Source organism: Bacillus xiamenensis (assembly GCF_001857925.1).
In the GTDB taxonomy this organism is placed as follows: Bacteria; Bacillota; Bacilli; order Bacillales; family Bacillaceae; genus Bacillus; species Bacillus xiamenensis.
On the sequence record NZ_CP017786.1, the window covers coordinates 2361521 to 2383959 of the forward strand.

The following is a 22439-nucleotide window of genomic DNA, read 5'->3' on the forward strand; positions in this document are numbered from 1 at the left end:
TCACATGACAGAGCATGAAGAAAGGCATATCGCTTCGCCTAGAGCCGAGAAGGAAAAAGATCAATTAATCAACCGCTTAAAACGAGTGGAAGGACAAGTTCGAGGAATTCAGCAAATGATTGAGAACGATCGTTACTGTATAGATGTCGTCAATCAAATTTCTGCTGTGAATGCGGCTTTAAAGAAGGTGAGTCTTCAATTGATGGAAAAGCATACACACCACTGCGTAGCGGATGCCATTAAGAGCGGCAATGGGGATGAAGCCATTGAGGAGTTAATGAACGTCTTCACGAAGCTGACAAAATCGTAGCACACAGCGCATCATTTATGTTTACAATGATACCCTACTAGGGTATAGTAAAAATAGAAAATGATTGATGGAGGCGATGAGAAGTGGAACAAGCAACACTTCAAGTGCAGGGCATGTCTTGCGGACATTGCGTGAAAGCAGTCGAAGAAAATGTAGGAGAATTAGCAGGTGTTGAATCTGTGAAAGTCCATTTAGACAAAGGACAGGTGAAGGTTTCGTTTCATCCTGATCAAGTCACGTTACACCGAATCTCTGATGTGATCGAAGAACAGGGATATGATGTCGTATAAATGAACAAACGTGCTGCATAAGACAGCGCGTATTTTTTTAACATCACAATACCCCCATGGTGTATATGGAGAGGTGAGATAAATGAAAAAAGAAATTGACTTTCACATTACGGGGATGACCTGTGCCGCCTGTGCAGGCCGCATTGAAAAGGGCCTGAACAGGCTGGAAGGGGTGGACGATGCCAGTGTGAATTTGGCGCTTGAAACATCGCACATTGTCTATGAAGCGGACCAGCTAACAGCAGATGATCTGAAACAAAAAATTCAATCGCTTGGCTATGATGTGGTGATGGAGCAAGCAGAATTTGAGATAGAAGGAATGACGTGTGCGGCCTGTGCAAACCGAATCGAGAAAAAAGTCAACCGGATGGATGGTGTTGATCAAGGTTCAGTGAACTTTGCGCTTGAAACCCTTCAGGTCACGTATCATCCTGGTCAAACATCTCCAAGTGACATCAAAGAGGCTGTGAAATCCATTGGGTATTCATTAATAGAACCAGTCGAAGAGCATGCAGAGGAAGGCAAAAAAGATCATCGCCAAGCAGCCATTGAGAAGCAGACGGCACGTTTTTTATTTTCAATGATCCTGTCACTGCCGCTGCTTTGGGCTATGGTCAGCCATTTTTCTTTCACATCGTTTATTTGGCTCCCAGAAGCGCTGATGAACCCGTGGGTTCAGCTTGCATTAGCAGCGCCCGTCCAGTTCATTGTCGGCTGGCCTTTTTATGTAGGCGCCTATAAAGCTTTAAGACATAAAAGTGCCAATATGGATGTCCTTGTAGCACTAGGGACATCTGCTGCCTTTTTCTATAGTTTATATGAAAGCATTCAATCAGCGGTCCAAGACACACATGAGGCGGCTCTCTATTATGAAACAAGTGCGGTGCTTATTACGTTGATTGTGCTCGGAAAGTTAATGGAAGCAAGAGCGAAAGGGAGATCATCAGCAGCGATTCAAAAACTGATGGGCTTACAAGCGAAAGAAGCAGTCATTGAACGAGATGGCAAAGAGATGACCGTTCCTATTTTCGAAGTGAAAGTGAATGATCTTGTGTTTGTAAAACCGGGTGAGAAAGTCCCGGTAGATGGAGAAATCATTGAGGGAACAACAGCGATAGACGAATCCATGATTACAGGAGAAAGTCTGCCAGTTGATAAAATCGCAGGAGATACAGTCATCGGGGCAACCATCAATAAAAATGGGTTTATCAAAGTGAAAGTAACAAAAGTAGGGAAAGAGACGGCTCTTTCACAAATCATTCGAGTGGTAGAACAAGCACAAGGCTCAAAAGCACCGATTCAAAGAATGGCGGATCAAATTTCAGGGATTTTTGTTCCCATTGTAGTCGGTATCGCTGTACTGACCTTTCTCATATGGTTTTTCTTTGTAGATCCAGGGAATGTGACATCAGCACTTGAGACTTTTATAGCGGTGATAGTCATTGCATGTCCTTGTGCGCTCGGTCTTGCTACACCGACCTCCATTATGGCAGGTAGCGGACGTGCAGCTGAGTCAGGGATTCTGTTTAAAGGCGGAGAGCATCTAGAAGTGACCCAATCACTAGACACGGTAGTTTTAGATAAAACAGGAACTGTGACAAAAGGCGAGCCGAGTCTTACAGATGTGATGGTATATGGCCATTGGACTGAAGATACGCTGCTTCAGCTAGCGGGGTCGGCAGAACAACAGTCAGAACATCCTCTTGCCAGAGCGGTGACAGAAGGCATGAAGAACCGCGGTCTTGAATCGGTTGAGGTAGAAGCTTTCCAAGCAGACCCTGGTCATGGAATGAAAGCAAGGGCCGCTGGTCATGAGCTTTTGATTGGCACGCGGAAGCTATTAAAGAAACACCATATCGAATACGAAAAAATAGAAGCAGCCGTTACTAAACTAGAGGAGCAAGGGAAAACGGCCATGCTCATTGCGATTGACGGCGAGGCGGCAGGTATTGCTGCGGTTGCAGATACGATGAAACCGTCTTCTCCTCAAGCGATCGCTCGGCTCAAAGAGCAGGGGATTCATGTCGTAATGATGACAGGGGATAACAAACGAACAGCAGAGGTGATTGCGAGACAGGCGGGCATTGATCATGTCATCGCTGAAGTCCTGCCTGAGGAAAAGGCGGCACATATTGCGACGCTTCAGGAACAAGGAAAGAAAGTGGCTATGGTGGGAGACGGCATCAATGATGCACCTGCCCTTGCGACAGCGAATATTGGAATGGCAGTTGGAACGGGGACAGACGTTGCCATGGAAGCAGCAGATATTACGCTCATGACAGGAGATCTTCATGCCATTGCAGATGCGCTTGAATTTAGTAAAAAAACGATGAGAAACATTAAGCAAAATCTATTTTGGGCGCTTGCTTACAACTGCATTGGGATTCCAGTAGCCGCATTTGGATTCCTTGCGCCATGGCTTGCAGGAGCGGCAATGGCCTTTAGCTCTGTGTCGGTTGTGCTGAATGCACTTAGATTACAGAGGTTGAAACCTGTCAGAGAGGGAGTGGCAGAATGAAGCTGAATGTCAAATGGGTGTGGACGTTGAGTGCTGTGATTTATGTGGCGCTTGTACTGATTGGTTATGCTGTTTATGACAAATTTTTTCCACATCAAGAGTCTCCAGCTGAACAGATGCAGCAACATTAAGACTTCGCCAAAAGCGAAGTCTCAGCGTGTAGACAAACCCTCGCATTCTTTGTCAGTCCTGCGTGCCGGTGCTCACGAATGTCAAATTCGCTCCGCTCCGGTACTCGTCCTTCCTAGACTGCAAAGGTTTTCAATTCACGCTGAAAGGAAGACAAAGGGCTAAAATAAAGGACATTTTAGCCCTTTGTCAACAATCTGAGACTTCGCCAAAAGCGAAGTCTCTTTTTAACAATTTTGTGGAAGAACTGACCTTTTTTAAAAAATTTCATAAAAAATTCATTTGTTTTTGTTCCTTTTTGTCGTTTTTTGTAGGTTCATCGTTAAGATTCGATTAAGCAACAAAGAAAGCGTTATCAATAAAAGGGGGTTCACGTATGAAAAAGTTAGGGTTAGCTTCTCAAATACTCATTGCACTTGTTCTGGGTGTTGTCGTAGGAGCGCTGTTTTATCAAAATGAAACTGTTATTAATGTGTTAACGCCGATTGGCGATATATTCATCCATTTAATTAAAATGATCGTTCTTCCAATTGTCATTGCTGCATTGATTGTAGCAGTAGCAGGTGTAGGCGATATGAAAACCATCGGAAGACTCGGTGGGAAAACGATTCTTTACTTCGAGATTGTGACAACGATTGCTTTAGCAGTTGGACTGCTTGCAGCAAACGTCTTCCATCCTGGTACAGGAATTGATATGAGCAACATGGAAAAAGGCGATATCTCTAAATATGAAGAGACATCTAAGGCTTCTTCCGACAAAGCGACTTTCTCTGAAACGTTGGTACATCTTGTCCCAACAAACGTTTTCCAATCAATTGCAGAAGGTGATCTATTACCAACCATCTTCTTTACAGTATTATTCGGATTAGGAATTGCCGCAGTAGGAGATAAAGGGAAACCAGTGTTAGGATTCTTTGAGGGCATACTCGAAGCGATGTTCTGGGTGACTAATAAAGTGATGAAGTTTGCTCCATTTGGTGTATTCGCACTCATCAGTGTGACGGTGATCAAATTCGGGGTCGGAGCGCTTCTTCCATTAGGTAAACTGGTCCTTGTCGTATACGGTACAATGGCATTCTTCGTATTTGTTGTCCTAGGCATTATCGCAAAAATGGCTGGAACAAGCGTCATTACACTATTTAAAATTTTAAAAGAAGAAATTATTCTTGCCTTCTCAACAGCAAGTTCAGAAGCTGTTCTGCCTAGATTAATGGACAAAATGGAGAAGTTCGGCTGTCCGAAAGCGATCACGTCGTTCGTTATCCCGACAGGCTATACATTTAACCTAGATGGAAGTGCAATCTATCAATCGATTGCCGCTATATTTGTTGCACAAATGTATGGCATGCCGCTTTCCATCTATGAGCAAATTACGTTACTATTAATCTTAATGCTGACATCAAAAGGAATGGCTGGTGTACCAGGTGCATCTATCGTTGTTGTTATCACAACACTTGGAGCAATGGGACTACCGCTTGAAGGACTTGCCTTCATCGTTGGTATCGACCGTATTCTTGACATGGTTCGTACAACAGTGAACGTCTTTGGTAACTCACTTGCAGCCATTGTTATGTCTAAGTGGGAAAAAGTATTTGATCACGAAAAATCGAAAAAGTATATTGAGGAATTAAAACAACAAACAAAAGCAGCGTAAAAAGGAGATCTTTTCAAATGACGAAGCTACAGGACAAGCAAGTTCGAATCGAACGAGACTTTCTAGGTGAAAAGGAAGTAGACACTCAAGCATATTATGGGATTCAAACATTACGTGCAGTGGAGAACTTTCCAATTACAGGCTACCGTATTCATGAGGAACTCATTAAAGCATTAGGGATTGTCAAAAAGGCAGCCGCCCTTGCCAATATGGATACACAGCGACTATATTCTGGTCTTGGAGAAAAAATTGTTCAAGCCGCAGATGAGGTCATCGAAGGAAAATGGAACAGCCAATTTATTGTCGATCCAATTCAAGGCGGGGCTGGCACTTCAATGAATATGAATGCCAATGAAGTCATTGCAAACAGAGCGCTTGAACTACTAGGAAAGGAAAAAGGCGCTTATACTGAGCTTAGTCCAAACACGCATGTGAACATGTCGCAGTCTACAAACGACGTTTTCCCAACAGCGATTCATATTTCGACATTGAATATGATTGAAAAGCTACTTTATACGATGGAAAACATGCATCAAGTCATGATTGAAAAAGCGCAGGAATTCGATCATGTCATCAAAATGGGACGTACGCATCTTCAGGACGCTGTGCCAATCAGACTTGGTCAAGAGTTTAGTGCCTATGCAAAGGTGCTCGCTCGTGATATTAAACGTATCAAGCAGTCTAGACAGCATTTATATGAAGTGAATATGGGGGCAACAGCAGTCGGAACGGGGCTGAATGCAGACCCTAAATATATTCGTCAAGTGGTGAGCTATCTTTCTGACATTAGTGGATTACCGCTAGTTGGAGCGGAAGACTTAGTTGATGCAACGCAAAACACGGATGCTTATACAGAAGTATCTGCTGCGCTTAAAGTATGTATGATGAATATGTCCAAAATGGCGAACGATATTCGACTGATGGCGTCAGGTCCTAGAGCAGGCTTTGGAGAGCTGCACTTGCCGCCTAGACAGCCAGGTTCATCGATCATGCCAGGGAAAGTCAACCCAGTCATGCCAGAGGTGATGAACCAAGTGGCGTTCCAAGTCATCGGGAATGATCATACGATTTGCCTTGCATCAGAGGCTGGTCAGCTTGAACTGAACGTAATGGAGCCAGTCCTAGTGTTCAACTTGCTTCAATCTCTCAGCATGATGAAGAATGTATTTGAGTCCTTCGTTGACAACTGCTTGCGTGATCTAAAAGCAGATGAATCTCGATTAAAAGAATATGTAGAAAAGAGTGCCGGTGTCATGACGGCGGTCAATCCGCACATTGGTTATGAAGCTGCTGCACGAATTGCTAGAGAAGCGATCCTGACAGGCGCATCTGTACGTGAGCTTTGTCTGCAAAATGATGTGTTAACAGAGGAAGAGCTTGATGTCATCTTAAATCCTTTTGAAATGACGAAACCAGGTATTGCTGGCGCATCACTTTTAGAAAAGGATCGTTTAGAAGATTAAGTGACACCATGAGAAGCGCACACCGACAAAGTTCCGGTGTGCGTTTTTTCATGGACTGTTTGTTTTTCTGAAGCTCACATAGTATACTATCGTCAATTATTAGGGATGTGACTGCGTTTGAATCTACTGAAAAAATGGCTGAATACAGAGCCTTATTTAATTGTCATGCTCATTGTACTAACACCGATTGGCGGAGAGCTGAAATTTTATCCATTTGAGGACAGCTTTCGGGTCAGCTTTGGAACCGTTGTCTTTTTCTTTATCCTGCTTCAAATGAAAAAATTCCCTTCATGGGCAAGCGGCATGATTGCGGGGGGATCTGTGTTTGCTTTCCGGGTGCTGCTTGATACAGTCGTGACAGGCCATCTCCCGCTGGAAGAGGCGGTTTCTTTAAGATTTCCTTCCCTGCTCTATTATGTCGTCTATGGCACGCTCTTTTATTTATTGCAGGTCAGACGGTTTCGTGATAAGCCTTGGTTGATTGGGGCGACGGGCATCATCATGGAACTGTGTGCAAGTGTTGTTGAAATGATTGCACTCCGGGGAGCCATTGATGAAATTTTAACAGTGAGAACGCTCTTCCAACTATTTGTATTGGCGATTTTCAGAAGCTTTTTCGTACTGGCTTGTTATACGATGATTCGATTATACGAAGAACAGGCAAGAGAGCGTCAGATGAAAAAGGAAAAGGAACATCTGCTGATGCTGCTGTCGAACCTTTATATGGAATCTACATACTTTCATAAAACACTGGCACATGCTGAGCACATTACAGCCACATCGTATCAATTGTATCAATCCCTTCATCATGCAAAGGATGCGGAATCATTAGATTTGAAAAAGCTCGGAAAAACAGCCCTGCAAATTGCAGGAGAGGTGCATGAAATCAAAAAGGATAATCAGCGGATTTTTTCTGCTTTATCAAAACTGATTCATGAGGAGAATTTTCAGGAGTATGCAAGTCCCGCTCATATTGCTGGGCTTGTCATTCGTATTCATGAAAATTACGCGGAATCACTTAAAAAACACATTGTCTTTGATTATGATGAAGAAGGACAGCATCCTGCCTATCATGTGTATACGATTCTATCTTTATTAAATAACATTGTTTCCAACGCCGTTGAAGCCATCCCAGTTGATGGAGAGGTGTCACTAGCCATTTCAAGGGAAGAAAATCATGTGATCTTTCAAATTAGTGACAACGGACCAGGCATTAAAGAGCGTAACCACCATGTGATCTTTAAACCGGGCTTTACTTTAAAATACGATCAGGCTGGGAATCCATCAAGCGGCATCGGTCTTTCCTATGTGAAGGACACAGCGGAGAAGCTGGGCGGAAGTGTTGAGATGGAGAGTATCCCAAATAAACAAACGATTTTTACGTTAAAGATACCAATTGATCAAGTCAGCAGAAAAGAGGGGAATGGGAGATGAGATTTTTTATTGTCGATGATGATGAAGCCGTTCGTTCATCACTGGCTCAGCTCATTGAAGATGAAGAGCTTGGCGTTGTGGCTGGAGAAGCAGAGGATGGTGCTGAATTAACAGCCAACTACTTAAATGATTTGCACATTGATATCTTATGTATTGATCTTTTGATGCCAGAAAGGGACGGGCTTGAAACGATCCGAGCGATCAAGGATGAGTTTCATGGGAAATATTTAATGCTTTCGCAAGTAGAAACAAAGGAATTAATCGGACAGGCATATACGCTTGGCGTCGAGTATTATGTGACAAAGCCAATCAACCGTGTAGAGGTTTTAAGTGTGCTCCATCTGATGATTGAACGTCTGCATTTAGAGCACTCGATTGAAAATATTCAGCATTCGCTAAAGTCGGTGATGCAGTTCCAGCAGCGCGGACAGACAAAAACGAAGCAGCGGGGGAAAAGTCTTGCAGAGGCAGGTCAATTCTTGCTGGCGGAGCTTGGAATTGTTGGCGAGAAGGGGTCTAAGGATTTACTAGATATGATTCTTTTCACAGATCAGTATTTAGCGGTACATGCCGATCAGCACGACTCTTTTCCTTCATTAAAGGTGATTTTTACTGGCATCACAGAGGAGAAATTAAATGAACCTTTTACATCAGCAGACATCGCAAGAGAAGCCAAAGCAGCGGAACAGCGGGTAAGGCGTGCGATCAATCAATCATTGAAACACATCGCATCGCTCGGGCTAACGGATTTTTCGCACCCAACCTTTGAAAACTACGCCTCTAAATTTTTCGATTTCACGATTGTTCGAAAGAAAATGAGTGAACTGACAAAAGAGACAAGCGGTAGAGAAGAACATACCCGCATCAATGTAAAGAAATTTGTGCAGGTGCTCTATTACGAGGCCAAACGTATCTTTATGGAAGATTAAAACAGACATGCTCTCTATGACGAGGGCATGTCTGTTTTTGTGATGGATTCAAGATGCATCTGCAGCACCGAGCGCATAAGCTGAGGCGAGAGACGGTGAGGCTGTAAGATACCGTTCAAAGCAAGCCCGTTGATGACCGCATAAAGCCGTTCAGTCTCTAGTAAAAGATCAAGATGATCTAGCAGCAGATCATCGTCTTTCAGCTTCGTTAGACAAAAATGAACGGTTTGGAAAAGCTCGTCATACATTTCCGCATTGAGCGGCTGTAGATCTGGTTCAGTCAACGATTGAATCGTAAAAGCCTGCCACACCTCCATTTCAAATCTTCGTTCCTCATCAAGCGGACGGACTTGCTCAAGTAACGTGAGGACATTTTCAGTAGTAGAACCGTTTAATGACAGTCCGGCCATTCGCTCCTTGACTCACTCTTGAATCAAATTCATAGAGAAAAGAAATAATTCCTGCTGTGTGGAAAAATAATGGCGCATGGAGCCGGCAGAAATGTCAGCTTCAACAGCTATTTTCCATACAGGCGCATTCTCTAATCCATCCTGTTTGATCACTCTCATGGCAGCTGGCCCAAAAAACATCCGCAAAATATGGCAGGCTGAAAAAAGACAGGCGGATTCACTCCACCTGTCTTTTTTAGGATGACAATCCTTTGTATATGGTGTCAATATTCCATTTCATCATTTTATAGTAGCTGTCCCCGTCTTCCCCTTTCTTGCCAATGGAATCAGTGAAGACTTTCCCCTTAATTGGAACCCCGGTTTCCTCAGAAAGGCTTTCAAGGCTCCGTTTATCTACACTTGTTTCAAGAAAAAGAGCAGGAACTTGATGATCTTTGACAAAATGAATGATGCGTTTCATTTGCCCAGGTGTTCCTTCGCTTTCTGTATTGATCTCCCAAATGTAGCCGGCCTTCAGTCCATACGCATCTGCAAAATACTTGAATGCCCCCTCACTTGTGACAAGAAGCTTTTTGTCTTTTGGCAGCTGTTCAAACTTGTCTTTTGCTTCATCATGAAGAGCCTGAAGCTTTTTGATATAGGCTTTAGCATTTTTTTCGTAATCCTCCTTATGCTCAGGGTCGGCTTGAATGAGCGCATCCCGGGCATTTTGGGCATAAAGGATACCGTTCTCGACATTCAGCCAGGCGTGAGGGTCCTGCTGGCTTTCCAGTCCTTTTGAGGACAAATGCTTTACTTTGACTCCCTTACTCAGCTCGGCTACAGGTGCATCATCTCCATTCTTACCGCTTGATTCAAGCAGCTTTTGAAACCAGCCGTTCCCTGTTTCAAGATTTAAGCCATTATAGAGAACAAGGTCTGCATCCGTTGTATGCTGAACATCCTTTGGCAGTGGGTCAAATTCGTGTGGATCTGTTCCAATTGGTACGATGCTGTGAATAGAGACATGCTGCCTGCCTACTTCCTTGACGATGTCATAAAGAATGGAGTAGGTTGTGACCACTTTTAATTTGCCATCATCTTTGCCAGCATGATTTTGTTGAGTAGAACATCCTGCGATCACCATAAGAGCAATGAATACTGCGGTCAACCGGATTGCAAATACCTTCTTCATATATGTCCTCCTTTTACATAGACGCTTCCTTTTTTAATTGCGTTCGTTTTCGTTTCGATTTTAATGATCTCCACAAAATCCCTTGCTTCGGTGAAAAGATAAATGCACTGCCGAATAAAATGGTCGCAACTAGCACGATTGAAGCACCAGACGACAAGTTATACGTAAAGCTAAGCCCAAGTCCTGCGACTGCTGAAACTGCTCCGAAAAAGGCAGATAAATAAATCATGATCCATAGCCGGTCTGTCAGTAGATAGGCGGTGGCTGCCGGCGTAATCAGCATCGCAACAACAAGTATAATACCTACGGTTTGCAGGGATGCGACGGTTACAAGGGTCAATAAGGTCATGAGAAAATAATGAATCATTCGATTCGGTAAACCGTAAACAGAAGAGATCACTGGATCAAATGAACTAATGAGCAGTTCTTTGTAGAAAACAATGACGGCCAGCAAAATAAAAATGCCGATTCCAAGCGTAATCCACATATCAGATGAGCGAACGGCTAGTACGTTTCCAAACAAGATATGATATAAATCGCTTGAACTTTTCAAAAATGTGATCAAAATGATCCCGATGGAAAAAAAAGCGGTGAATACGATGCCGATGGCAGAATCATTTTTAATGCGGCTGTTTTGACTGACATATCCGATGCCGATAGCTGTTAATACGCCGGTTAAGACGGCTCCGAAGAAAAAATTGATCCCCAGCATATAAGAGATGGCGACACCTGGCAGAACGGCGTGTGAAATCGCATCTCCCATCAGTGCCATACCTCGTAAAATGATAAAGCAGCCAATGACGCCGCAAATGATCCCCACCATGACGGATGTAAATAACGCTTTTTGTAAAAACGCATACTCAAAGAGTCCGGTTAAGAATTCCATTACACGTCTCCTCCTGCTGATTTTAAAAATGGCAACTGCGTTTCATAGGCTTCCAGCATGACCTCTGGACGAAGGATATCGTGTACAGGTCCTGCTTTGATCAGTTTTTTATTTAATAGAACGAGGTGGCTGAAGTAATCATCCGCCTTACTTAAATCATGGTGGACGACCAGAATGGTTTTCCCTTCATCTCGCAGCTCCTTCAAAATGCGAATCATCGTTTCTTCACTGGTCATATCAATTCCGACAAAAGGTTCATCTAAACAAAAGAGCTGTGCGTTTTGAGCAAGCGCTCGTGCAAGGAAGACGCGCTGCTGCTGACCGCCGGATAATTCCCCAATTTGTCTTTTGGCAAAGTCCTGCATTCCGACCTTTTCTAAGCAATGGTACGCATAGGCACGGTCTTCTTTTTTCGGTCTTTTGACCAATCCGAGCTTTGGGTATGTCCCAAGCAGAACGGTATCTAGCACATGGATTGGAAACGTCCAGTCTAAATCATTTCTCTGCGGTACATAGGCGATCTGTTTTCTCACTTGTTTAAAGGGCTGTTCAAAAAAGTGAATATCCCCTTGATCCTTTTCAATTAAATCCAAGCAAGCTTTCAATAAAGTTGATTTACCGGCACCATTTGGACCAATGATGCCTGTCATCGTTCCTTCCTGTATGGAAAGAGAGACGTTTTCTAATGCATCCTGTCCGTGGTATGAGACATATAGACGGTCGATTGTTAAAGCGTTTGACATCTCTTGAGACCCCTTTCAATCATCAATTGCGTTTCCTAAAGATATATGCGTTCATTTAATAATTTTGACTAAAGGATGAAATTATTCTCTAATGCTAATTTGTTTCCTTAGGGAAACTTTTATTTTATTCTAAGCGTATGTTCTTCTTTTGTAAAGAGAAATGCTGGAATTCCTCATCAAACGATCGTTTGTATGTTATGCAAGGAGCAGGGGACATGAGCATGGTTTATTGAAAATCTCAGTGACATCATTGGACACAAAAAAACACTTCATTTGCTCATAAACGATTGACAGTTTATAAGAACTCCTCATATAATAAGGGTAATTCAATATATGAATATGTGCTCATATATAATATTTACAGCAGCTGATAGGTTTGATTGAATCAGGGAACGCTACTCATATAGAAAAAGGTGAGAACATGAAAAAGATGAAGGATGAATACGTGTTAAGCGGTCTTGATTGCGGAAACTGTGCACGTAAAATTGAAACAGGCGTCAGCAAAATTGCTGGAGTTGAAGCCTGCTCCATTAATTTTGCGACCGGTACATTAACTGTGACACATGCTGATGCACAAGAAACGATGTCAAAGCGTATTGAAAAAACCGTTCAGTCCATTGAACCTCATGTGAGTGTATCACCAAAAGAAGAAGGACATCACCACGATCACGATCATGGGACAAAAAATTTGAAAACGATTGTACTGAAATTAATCGGCGGTGCAGTCATTGGAACAGCAGCTTATTTTATACCTGACAATGGCTTACTGAAGTTCATCATGTTTTTCGCCGCATATTTACTCGTTGGCGGAGATGTTGTCTTGAAAGCACTGAAAAATATAGTGCGCGGCCAAGTATTTGATGAGAACTTTTTAATGACCATAGCGACAGCTGGTGCTTTTGTGATTCAGCAGTATCCTGAGGCACTGGCAGTCATGCTGTTTTACCAAATTGGAGAGCTTTTTCAAGGAGCGGCAGTCAATCGTTCAAGACGGTCGATTAGTGAATTAATGAATATCCGTCCTGAATACGCGAATCTCAAAGTAGGACACGAAACGAAAAAAGTAAAGCCGGAAGAAGTGAAAGCTGGTGACCGCATTGTCGTGAAACCAGGTGAAAAAATTCCTTTGGATGGACGTGTGATAGATGGCTATTCTCTTGTCGATACCTCTGCACTAACTGGGGAGTCTGTTCCAAGAGATGTGGAAGCGGGAAAAGAAGTGCTTGCTGGTTTCGTGAATCAAAACGGCATTCTTGAAATTGAAGTGCAAAAAGAGCTAAGCGAATCGGCTGTTACGAAGATCTTGGATTTGGTCGAGAATGCAAGCAGCCGAAAAGCACAAACAGAAAACTTTATCACAAAGTTTGCGAAATATTATACACCTGCTGTTGTCGTGCTTGCTTTATTGCTTGCCTTTATGCCGCCGCTTTTCATTCCATCAGCTCAATTGTCTGAATGGGTGTACCGGGCGCTTGTCTTTCTCGTCATTTCTTGTCCTTGTGCACTCGTTGTCTCCATTCCATTAGGTTTCTTTGGAGGAATTGGTGCAGCATCTAAACGAGGCATTCTCGTGAAAGGCAGTAACTATTTAGAAGCCCTGAACTCTGTGCGCTATGCTGTGTTTGATAAAACAGGCACGCTCACAAAAGGGAACTTTACAGTCACTCATATCACAGCCGCTCATGAGAAATGGTCAGAAGAGGAATTGCTTTCTTTTGCGGCTTTAGCAGAAGCGCATTCCTCGCACCCGATTGCAGAATCGATTAAAGCCGCTTACGGATCAGCGCTCGATGAGAGCCAAATCGAAGCCTATGAAGATATTGCGGGACATGGAATTAAAGCGACAATACGCGGTGCAAATGTTTTAGCGGGAAACCATCGCCTCATGGAACGAGAAGGCATTGCTTTTGAAAAAGAAAAACGAAGCGGAACGGTTGTGTATTTGGCAATAGACGGTGAGTTTGCGGGATCTATCTTGATTGCTGATGAATTAAAAGATGATGCAAAGGAAGCAGTATCTGCTTTAAAAGCTTCTGGCATTCAAACTGTGATGCTTACAGGGGATGCCAAGCAAGTAGGGACTGCCGTAGCGCAGCAAATCGGTATTGACGAAGTTCACACTGAATTATTGCCGCAGGATAAAGTGACGAAAATAGAGGAAATGTATCAGAAAAAAGCACCTCAAGAAAAATTATTATTTGTTGGGGACGGCATTAATGATACGCCAGTATTAGCAAGAGCGGATATCGGCATTGCGATGGGGGGACTTGGTTCAGATGCAGCTGTAGAAGCGGCTGATATTGTAATTATGACGGATCAGCCATCAAAGGTAGCGGAAGCCATTACTGTCGCTAAAAGAACGAGAGCCATCGTATGGCAGAATATTGCATTTGCTCTTGGGGTGAAAGCCGTTTTCCTCTTACTTGGTGCATTCGGTATTGCCACCATGTGGGAAGCAGTCTTTTCAGATGTCGGTGTCACCGTACTGGCTGTTTTAAATGCGATGAGGGTCATGAAATAAAATTGTTAGGAAAAATTCATGAATAGCGTCTTTCATAATGAACCCCCTCTTGTTAAAATAGAAGAAGTTGGATAATGGCATTTTCCTGAGCTATTATCCTTTTTCTTTTGTGAAGGAATGAAAAAGATAAGGTAGGTGCTTTTGTGAGTAAAAAAAATAATCAATCTTCATCCATCAAGTTTGCTGTTATTCTAACCATCATTGCAGCTCTTCTCATCGGTATTTTCGTTGTTATTGGCGGCAACAACAACAGCCAAGAAGCACAAACAGTCGACAGTAAGCCGTCTATTAAAGGACAGCCTGTCATGGGAGATAAAAAGGCAAAAGTGCAAATTGTCGAGTTTGGGGACTACAAATGTCCATCATGTAAATTATTTGAAACAGACATTTTCCCAAAACTGAAAGCAGACTACATAGATAAAGGCGATGTAACCTTCTCATTTATTAACTTACCACTCCCTGTTCATGGAGACGGTGCAGTGTTAGCAGCACTTGCTTCTGAAGAAGTGTGGAAAGAAGACCCAAAAAATTTCTGGGCATTTCATGAGGCTGTCTACAAAGCACAGCCAGATAGTGAAGCGGAATGGGTAACACCCGCAAAACTCATTCAATTGGCGAAAAAGACAACCAAAATTGATACGGACAAGCTGAAAGACAATTTATCGAAGAAAACGTATCAACCTCAGCTGAGCACAGACAATGAGCTGGTGAATCAATACAAAGTAAATGCAACACCAACCATTTACATTAACAATAAACAAGTTCAAAACTTTTATGACTATGATGAAATCAAGGAATTAATAGATCAAGAGCTTAAAGGGAAAAAGTCATGAAGAATAAGCTGATTTACTTATACAGCGCTTGGATCGTCTCTATTGTAGCGACGATGAGCAGCCTGTATTTAAGTGAAGTGAAAAAGTTTATCCCATGTGATTTGTGCTGGTTTCAGCGCATTTTTATGTATCCGCTCGTCCTTTTACTTGGCATTGCGACTTTCAGGGGCGATGTCAAAGTGAAATATTACGTCCTTCCATTGGCGGTCATTGGTGCTTGTTTTTCCATCTATCATTATATGGAACAAAAGATACCTGGCTTTGCATCCATCCGCCCTTGTTTGAGCGGGATTCCTTGTTCCTTTGATTATCTCAATTGGTTTGGCTTTATCACGATTCCTTTATTAGCACTTATTGCATTTATTCTCATCATCATCAGTATGCTACTTTTAAATGCAAAAGAAGATTGAGTGGAATCACCTGCTTTCGAGCAGGTGATTTCAGCGTGTAGACAAACCCTCGCATTCGGTGTCAGTCCTGCGTGCTGGTGCTCACGAATGTCAAATTCGCTCCGCGCCAGTACTCGTCCTTCCTAGACTGCAAAGGTTTTCATGTCACGCTGAAAAGAAGACAAAGGGCTAAAATCAACAACATTTTAGCCCTTTGTCAACAATCTGGAATCACCTGCTTTCGAGCAGGTGATTTTTTATTTTCGCAAAAAGATAAAATTTAAAGAAAATTTGTATTGCTTTTCACCTTTGTCAGATATACATTAAGGGGAGAGTGTTAGATGATCAGACAAAGGTAAGGAGATAAGCGGAAAATGGCATGGGAAGTCTTAAGTATGATTGGCATTGTGGCATTCGCCATTAGCGGTGCGATTGTGGCAATGGAGGAAGAATACGATATTCTTGGTGTGTACATTTTAGGGATTGTGACAGCATTTGGCGGGGGAGCGATTCGTAATTTATTAATCGGCCTACCAGTCTCGGCTTTATGGTCACAGGGCAAGATGTTTACCATTGCCCTTGTGTCGATTACGATTGTGTTTTTATTTCCAAAGCTCTTGCTTAAGCATTGGAGTACTTGGGGGAATTTCTCGGATGCGATCGGTTTAGCTGCCTTTGCGATACAGGGTGCTTTATTTGCTGTACAAAGAGAGCTCCCGCTTAGTGCGGTCATTGTGGCAGCCATTTTGACTGGTAGCGGCGGCGGGATTGTGCGTGATCTTCTGGCAGGTCGTAAACCGCTCGTTCTAAAAGCAGAGATTTATGCCGTATGGGCGGCGCTTGGCGGCTTATTTGTAGGACTTGGTTTAGCCCAAGGGGAGATCAGCCTGTATCTGCTGTTTCTCATCCTCGTTACATGCAGGGTTTGTTCATACTTATTCAAATGGCGGCTTCCCGCTAGGTCTTATTTTTTAAATAAAGGGTAAAAAGAGAGCGGCGATTTCGCTCTTTTTTTGTTTTATTCGAGCTGGATGTCAGCAGATTACACTGTTTTCGTGTAAAATAAAAGCAGATTCTTTATTCATCATTGGAACATTACATGTAATGAAAAATTTTGTCATTTGGCTGAATATCTGCATTCAGTCTTTTTTTGCCTAGATGGATTGTCATGTGTTGGTTTCACTTTTTGCGGGATACTAAAAAAGCAATCTGTGATCGGACGAATGGATCGAAAAGAAATGAACACATCTTTGCATGTAAGCAAAACATGACGGAAAAAATGAAACAGGAGGGACATGTACTAGTGGAGATTTTTCTGGCGGTGCTTGTACTATTAGCACTCATTGCATCATCTAATATTATCAATCGTTTTCTGCCCTTTATTCCAGTTCCGTTAATCCAAGTGGGCTTAGGGATATTGGTCGCAGCTTTTCCTTCAGGTTTACATATTTCTTTAAATCCTGAGCTGTTTTTCGTTTTATTCATTGCGCCGCTGTTATTTAATGATGGGAAGCGTACCCCAAGAGATGAGCTTTGGAAATTAAGAGCTCCTATTCTTCTCTTAGCACTTGGTTTAGTGTTTGCAACAGTGGTTGTAGCAGGGTATACCATTCATTGGATGATACCAAGCATTCCGCTTCCAGCTGCATTTGCGCTTGCGGCGATCCTTTCACCAACAGATGTGGTCGCAGTGAGTGCCTTATCCAGCCGTGTGAATATGCCAAAAGGGATTATGAGGTTGCTGGAAGGCGAAGGACTGATGAACGATGCATCAGGACTTGTTGCCTTTAAATTTGCCATTGCTGCAACGGTTACTGGAGCATTTTCAATTGCTGAGGCATCCTTTAGCTTTGTTCTTATTGCTGCTGGCGGTTTATTGACTGGATTTATTCTATCCTTTTTTATCATTCGTTTCCGCTATTTCCTCCGCCGTTTAGGTATGGACGATGTCACTATGCACATCATCCTGCAAATCCTGACGCCATTTGTGATTTATTTAGCCGCAGAAGAAATGGGTGTATCCGGCATTTTAGCGGTAGTGGCGGGTGGTGTGACACATGCCATTGAGCAAGATCGAATGGAAGCGAATTTAGCAAAACTGCAAATTGCTTCTTCCAACACATGGAATATTATTTTATTTATTTTAAACGGCCTTGTTTTCGTTTTACTCGGATTACAGATTCCTGATGTGTCCACCGTCATTTTCCAGGATGAAGCTTTTAATAATATGCAGGTCATCAGCTACATTTTAATCATTACACTCTGTTTGATGGTTCTAAGATTTTTATGGGTATGGCTGTTCTGGGCAGGTAACTGGAGTGTAGCGAAAAAGAAGAATGTGAAAAAGCCGAAGCTGCGTGCTTCCATGCTGATGACATTCTCTGGTGTTCGTGGTGCTGTCACATTAGCGGGTGCTTTCTCCATTCCGTTTACGCTTGCAGACGGTTCACCCTTTCCTGAGCGGCATTTGATTATTTTCCTCGCAGCAGGCGTGATTTTATGTACACTCATTTTAGCTAGCGTGCTCCTGCCTATTTTATCTGAGAAAAAAGATAAGCAAGTCGATGTAGACTTAGATACAAAGATTCAGCACGTGAAACGGAAGCTGCTGAGAAGTGCCATTAAAACCTTAAAAGAAGGCATGAATGAGGACAATCGAGAGGTGTCACTTGCACTCATCAATGATTTCCGAATGAAGCTAAGAAATATACAGAGGGAACCGTATCAGTTCGGAATGAGAAAACAAGAGCGAAAAATCAGGCTGCACGGCATTAAAGCCGAGCAAATGAAGCTTCAGCAGCTCATTGAGGAAGAGAAAATTGACAAAGAAGAAGCCTATGAGCTTCAAGAGAGATTTCATGAGCTGGAAATGCTGTATTCCAACTCCTTTAAAATTCGTTTCTCAAAAGTGAAGTTTTTACGCTTGCTTCAATGGCTCCAATTATGGCGGCCCCAACAGCATATTTCAAGCGGCATTTTAGAAAACGAGGAATCGTATAAACAAATCCGTAAGCAAACCGCAGAAGCTGCTGTAGATTCCATCAAGCAACACATGACCGAAGACAATCGCCAAACGTGTCACCAAGTCATTGGTTTTTACAATCAAGTGATTTTCCGCTGTGAACATGGGCCTTCTTTCTTTCAGCAAAAGGATCGCGCCTTTGACCGTAAGAAAAAAGAGCTCAACTTCCAAGCGGTACAGACCATTCGTAATGAAATTCAAACTTTATATGAAGATGGCGAAATCAATCGTGATATTGCCCATCATTTAAGAGAGTATATCAATGACATGGAAGCAGTCCTATTGACCAATACATGATGTTGTCATCTTCTCCCCTATGTTTTATGATGAAAAAAAGAGACAAGCAGGGGGAGATGCAGGATGACGTATTACGGAGCTATTGAGGCTGGGGGGACAAAGTTTTGCTGTGCCATTGGCAATGAGCATGGGGACATCATAGAGGAATGGACGATTCCAACAGAGCACCCGGAAAAAACCGTCCAAACCCTTATTCCGTTTTTTCAACAATATGAAATTGCAGCATTAGGTGTCGGTTCCTTTGGACCGATTGGTGTCCAGAAAGACGATCCTTCTTACGGGTACATCATGAATACGCCGAAAGTTGAATGGAAGCATTACCCGTTCATACCTGAGCTGGAGAAACAATTAGGCGTACCGGTGTCCTTTACGACAGATGTCAATGCCGCAGCATTAGGTGAACTGACAAAAGGGGCAGCCAAAGGGCTGAGCAGCTGTATGTACATCACAGTCGGCACCGGTATTGGTGCTGGGGCTGTTGTGAAAAATGAGCTTCTTCATGGTCATTCGCATCCAGAAATGGGCCATATCCTTGTCAGGCAGCATGAATCAGACCAGTTTGCAGGTGTCTGCCCGGCGCATGGTACTTGCTTAGAAGGACTGGCAGCTGGGCCAGCTATTGAGGCAAGATGGGGAAAGCCGGCTAAAGAGCTTACTCAGGAAGAAGCGGTTTGGTCACTTGAAGCAGATTATTTGGCGCAGGCATTGATGCAATACACGCTCATTTTAAGCCCAGAGCGCATCATTATGGGTGGAGGCGTCATGAAGCAAAAGCAGTTATTTCCGCTCATTCGAGAGAAGCTGGCTGCGTATGTCAATGATTATGTCGATATGCCGCCGCTTGATACATACATTGTCTCTCCTGGACTTGAGGACAAGGCAGGTATGACAGGTGCTTTGCTGTTAGCGATTGAAGCGAAGAGAAACGCCTGATAATAGAGTTTTCAAACGCAACATGAGATAATGAAAAAGATGGAATCTATGAAAAGGTGGTTGTTAACATGGTCAAAAGCTTGAATGATACCGTAACACTAAATAACGGAGTAGAAATGCCATGGTTTGGTTTAGGTGTATTCAAAGTGGAGGACGGCAACCAAGTGGTTGATGCCGTAAAAGCAGCCATACGAAACGGTTATCGCAGCATTGATACGGCTGCCGTTTATAAAAATGAGACAGGTGTAGGAAAAGCCATTAAAGAATCTGGCGTGAAAAGAGAAGAATTATTTATTACGTCAAAAGTATGGAACACCGATCAAGGCTATGACAAGGCACTAGCTGCATTCGATGCAAGCTTAAACCGGCTTGGTCTTGATTACTTAGACCTCTATTTGATTCATTGGCCTGGTCCAAAGGCAGAGACGTTTAAAGAAACATGGCGTGCGCTCGAGAAGCTTTATAAAGATGGAAAAGTAAGAGCGATTGGTGTCAGCAACTTCTACGTACAGCATTTAGAAGAGCTGTTAAAAGATGCGGAGGTTGTTCCAGCGGTGAACCAAGTTGAGTTTCATCCAAAACTGACACTTGTAGAATTACGACAATATGCAAAAGAAAAAGGCATTCAAATTGAAGCATGGTCTCCACTAATGCAAGGGAAGCTGTTAGATCATGACGTATTGAAGGAAATTGCCGCTCGCTACAACAAATCTGTTGCTCAAGTGATCTTACGATGGGATCTACAAAGCGGTGTCGTCACCATTCCTAAATCAATCAATGAAGAACGCATTAAACAAAATGCCGACATCTTTGACTTCGAGCTTTCTCAGGAAGATATGGAAAAAATCAATGCATTAAATAATAACGAACGCGTCGGGTCTAATCCAGAGACGATGACGGTTGGGTTTGAATAAATAAAAAATCCTCTTTCTCTTTTGAGAAAGGGGATTTTTTATGTCATGCTTCTAGGCACGGCCAGCAGCATGATAAATGACAGGATCACAATACAAATCGTCCAGGTCCATGCAAGTTCCATTCGTCCAGAATCAATCGCCACATAGATGGCTGTTGGGAGTGTTTGCGTTTTCCCAGGGATGTTGCCGGCAAACATTAAGGTTGCCCCGAATTCTCCAAGAGCTCTAGCAAAGCTTAGGACTGCACCAGAGAGCAGAGAAGGCAGTGCGAGTGGAACGGTGATATAGGCAAAGACTTGGAATGAATGAGCGCCATCTACTTTTGCAGCACCTTCAATGTCCGACTCAATCGTAGAAAACCCAGCTTTCGCCGATTGATACATGAGCGGAAATGCGACAACCGTCGAGGCAATGACCGCTGCCCACCATGTGAAGATGACAGGCTGATGGAAAATCCATTCAATCGCATGTCCAATTACGCTATGTTTCCCAAACACGACGAGCAGCAGAAATCCCACGACCGTTGGCGGGAGGACAAGGGGCATCATGAGGAACGTTTCCACGAACATTTTTCCCTTGAAAGATGTTCGCGCCATCCAAAAGCCAATGGTAGTTCCAAAAACTACTGCAAATAGCCCGCTGACAATAGCCACTTGAACAGACAGCCATATAGGAGAAAGAAAATCTTCGGTCAGCATCGGCATTATTTCACTTGAAAGCCGTACTTTTTAAAAATGGATGCGGCTGTATCTGATTGGAGATATTGGAAAAATGCTTTCGCTTCCTCTAGATGTTCTGTCTCTTTTACGATACCAACAGGATAAATGATGGGGGAATGCATGTCCTGATTTGCCTCATCTACAATTTTCACTTTTTTAGAAACGAGGGCGTCCGTCTTATACACGACACCAGCCTCCACATTTCCTGTTTCGACATAGCTTAAAACTTGACGTACATCCTTGCCATAAACCGTGTTCTTTTTCACTTGATCCCATATATTCAACTTTGTGAAAATCTCTTTTGCGTATGTACCAGCAGGAACAGATTCAGGTGTTCCAAGTGCAATCTTTCCTTTTACGTGCTGAATGTCCCGAAAGGTTTTGATAGAAGAAGTGCTTTCTTTTGGCACGATAAGAACAAGCTCATTTTGTATGGCATCCTTGATATGATCCTGATCGATGTCTCCTGATTGAACAAGTTCATCGAAGGGCTCCTCAGCTGCTGAGAAGAAAAGGTCCGCTTTTGCTCCTTGAGCGATTTGCTGTTTCAGTGCGCCTGATGATCCGAAATTATTCGATAATGTCACATTTGGATGATCATCTACATATGCGGATTCAATCTCTTTTAATGCATCCTGCAAGCTTGCAGCTGCTGAAATGACAAGCTCTGTCTTTTTGCTATTAACTGATGACGATGACTTCGTCTCCGTTTGACACCCAGTCAGGAGTAAACAAACCGTGACGAAGGTTAAGAATAAATACTTCATGCTCACACCTCTTATGATTCAAAATCATGTTTACCTTTTATTATAATCAAACTAATCTGACCATTCATAGGGTTTCTTTCAAAAAGAAACAAAAAAAAGCTGCC

Annotated in this window: 22 protein-coding genes; 15 read left to right on the plus strand and 7 right to left on the minus strand. The window is 42.9% G+C overall.

What is annotated here, in order from left to right; translation table 11 throughout:
• Window positions 1–4: 4 nt before the first annotated feature.
• The 8 genes from BK049_RS11945 (at window position 5) to BK049_RS11975 (ending at window position 8727) form a co-directional block, all read left to right on the plus strand.
• Entirely contained in the window at window positions 5–310 is a 306-nt protein-coding gene (locus tag BK049_RS11945; protein ID WP_008358331.1) for a metal-sensing transcriptional repressor, read from the plus strand.
• An 83-nt stretch (window positions 311–393) separates the two neighbouring features.
• Window positions 394–600 carry a copper chaperone CopZ gene (gene copZ, locus BK049_RS11950; RefSeq protein ID WP_008358333.1) on the plus strand — a complete coding sequence of 69 codons (207 nt, stop codon included), beginning with the start codon at window positions 394–396 and terminating at the stop codon, window positions 598–600.
• Window positions 601–682: 82 nt separating this feature from the next.
• A complete protein-coding gene (locus tag BK049_RS11955; protein WP_071168612.1) occupies window positions 683–3118 on the plus strand; it encodes a heavy metal translocating P-type ATPase in 2436 nt (811 codons plus the stop codon).
• Window positions 3115–3249 (plus strand): hypothetical protein, encoded by a 135-nt coding sequence (locus tag BK049_RS20005; protein WP_280513602.1) that lies wholly within the window; start codon window positions 3115–3117, stop codon window positions 3247–3249. The genes BK049_RS11955 and BK049_RS20005 overlap by 4 nt, the downstream gene beginning before the upstream one ends.
• A 374-nt stretch (window positions 3250–3623) precedes the next feature.
• A complete protein-coding gene (locus tag BK049_RS11960) occupies window positions 3624–4901 on the plus strand; it encodes a cation:dicarboxylate symporter family transporter (protein WP_071168613.1) in 1278 nt (425 codons plus the stop codon).
• 17 nt (window positions 4902–4918) lie between these two features.
• Window positions 4919–6364 (plus strand): aspartate ammonia-lyase, encoded by a 1446-nt coding sequence (aspA, locus tag BK049_RS11965; RefSeq protein ID WP_008358340.1) that lies wholly within the window; start codon window positions 4919–4921, stop codon window positions 6362–6364.
• 117 nt (window positions 6365–6481) lie between these two features.
• Complete coding sequence (locus BK049_RS11970) at window positions 6482–7798, plus strand: ATP-binding protein (RefSeq protein WP_008358341.1); 1317 nt, start codon at window positions 6482–6484, stop codon at window positions 7796–7798.
• Window positions 7795–8727 carry a response regulator gene (locus BK049_RS11975; protein ID WP_008358344.1) on the plus strand — a complete coding sequence of 311 codons (933 nt, stop codon included), beginning with the start codon at window positions 7795–7797 and terminating at the stop codon, window positions 8725–8727. Before BK049_RS11970 ends, BK049_RS11975 begins: the two co-directional genes overlap by 4 nt.
• 14 nt (window positions 8728–8741) lie before the next feature.
• Here BK049_RS11975 and BK049_RS11980 read toward each other — a convergent pair whose 3' ends face one another.
• The 5 genes from BK049_RS11980 to BK049_RS11995 form a co-directional block, all read right to left on the minus strand.
• The gene (locus BK049_RS11980) at window positions 8742–9137 is read right to left on the minus strand and encodes a TetR family transcriptional regulator C-terminal domain-containing protein (protein ID WP_244887347.1); all 396 of its coding nucleotides are present in this window, start codon (window positions 9135–9137) and stop codon (window positions 8742–8744) included.
• A gap of 12 nt (window positions 9138–9149) precedes the next feature.
• Window positions 9150–9296: a TetR family transcriptional regulator gene (locus tag BK049_RS19835; RefSeq protein ID WP_232532107.1), complete on the minus strand. Its 147-nt coding sequence runs from the start codon at window positions 9294–9296 to the stop codon at window positions 9150–9152.
• A 76-nt stretch (window positions 9297–9372) separates the two neighbouring features.
• A complete protein-coding gene (locus tag BK049_RS11985; protein WP_008358347.1) occupies window positions 9373–10311 on the minus strand; it encodes a metal ABC transporter substrate-binding protein in 939 nt (312 codons plus the stop codon).
• Window positions 10312–10324: 13 nt separating this feature from the next.
• Window positions 10325–11197 (minus strand): metal ABC transporter permease, encoded by an 873-nt coding sequence (locus BK049_RS11990; RefSeq protein ID WP_008358349.1) that lies wholly within the window; start codon window positions 11195–11197, stop codon window positions 10325–10327.
• Window positions 11197–11940, minus strand: a complete 744-nt coding sequence (locus BK049_RS11995; RefSeq protein WP_071168614.1) for a metal ABC transporter ATP-binding protein — start codon at window positions 11938–11940, stop codon at window positions 11197–11199. Before BK049_RS11995 ends, BK049_RS11990 begins: the two co-directional genes overlap by 1 nt.
• Window positions 11941–12361: 421 nt before the next feature.
• Between BK049_RS11995 and BK049_RS12000 the strand changes: the two genes are divergently transcribed.
• The 7 genes from BK049_RS12000 to BK049_RS12030 all read left to right on the plus strand — a co-directional run bounded on the left by BK049_RS12000 (window position 12362) and on the right by BK049_RS12030 (window position 20849).
• Window positions 12362–14461: a heavy metal translocating P-type ATPase gene (locus BK049_RS12000; protein ID WP_071168615.1), complete on the plus strand. Its 2100-nt coding sequence runs from the start codon at window positions 12362–12364 to the stop codon at window positions 14459–14461.
• A gap of 143 nt (window positions 14462–14604) precedes the next feature.
• Window positions 14605–15294, plus strand: coding sequence for a DsbA family protein (locus tag BK049_RS12005; RefSeq protein WP_071168616.1), 690 nt, complete (start codon window positions 14605–14607; stop codon window positions 15292–15294).
• On the plus strand, window positions 15291–15704 hold the full coding sequence (locus BK049_RS12010) for a disulfide oxidoreductase (RefSeq protein WP_071168617.1): 414 nt from the start codon (window positions 15291–15293) through the stop codon (window positions 15702–15704). Before BK049_RS12005 ends, BK049_RS12010 begins: the two co-directional genes overlap by 4 nt.
• A gap of 353 nt (window positions 15705–16057) precedes the next feature.
• Window positions 16058–16669 (plus strand): trimeric intracellular cation channel family protein, encoded by a 612-nt coding sequence (locus tag BK049_RS12015; protein WP_008361601.1) that lies wholly within the window; start codon window positions 16058–16060, stop codon window positions 16667–16669.
• A gap of 317 nt (window positions 16670–16986) precedes the next feature.
• Window positions 16987–19002 (plus strand): Na+/H+ antiporter, encoded by a 2016-nt coding sequence (locus tag BK049_RS12020; protein ID WP_008361603.1) that lies wholly within the window; start codon window positions 16987–16989, stop codon window positions 19000–19002.
• A 63-nt stretch (window positions 19003–19065) separates the two neighbouring features.
• Entirely contained in the window at window positions 19066–19935 is an 870-nt protein-coding gene (locus BK049_RS12025) for an ROK family protein (RefSeq protein WP_008361604.1), read from the plus strand.
• A gap of 68 nt (window positions 19936–20003) precedes the next feature.
• Complete coding sequence (locus tag BK049_RS12030) at window positions 20004–20849, plus strand: aldo/keto reductase (protein ID WP_008361606.1); 846 nt, start codon at window positions 20004–20006, stop codon at window positions 20847–20849.
• Window positions 20850–20887: 38 nt separating this feature from the next.
• On the opposite strand, the gene modB is transcribed toward BK049_RS12030, so the two are convergent.
• Together modB and modA are read right to left on the minus strand one after the other, a co-directional pair.
• Entirely contained in the window at window positions 20888–21553 is a 666-nt protein-coding gene (modB, locus tag BK049_RS12035; RefSeq protein ID WP_071168618.1) for a molybdate ABC transporter permease subunit, read from the minus strand.
• Window positions 21553–22335: a molybdate ABC transporter substrate-binding protein gene (modA, locus tag BK049_RS12040; protein WP_071168619.1), complete on the minus strand. Its 783-nt coding sequence runs from the start codon at window positions 22333–22335 to the stop codon at window positions 21553–21555. The genes modB and modA overlap by 1 nt, the downstream gene beginning before the upstream one ends.
• Between the last annotated feature and the right edge of the window lie 104 nt (window positions 22336–22439).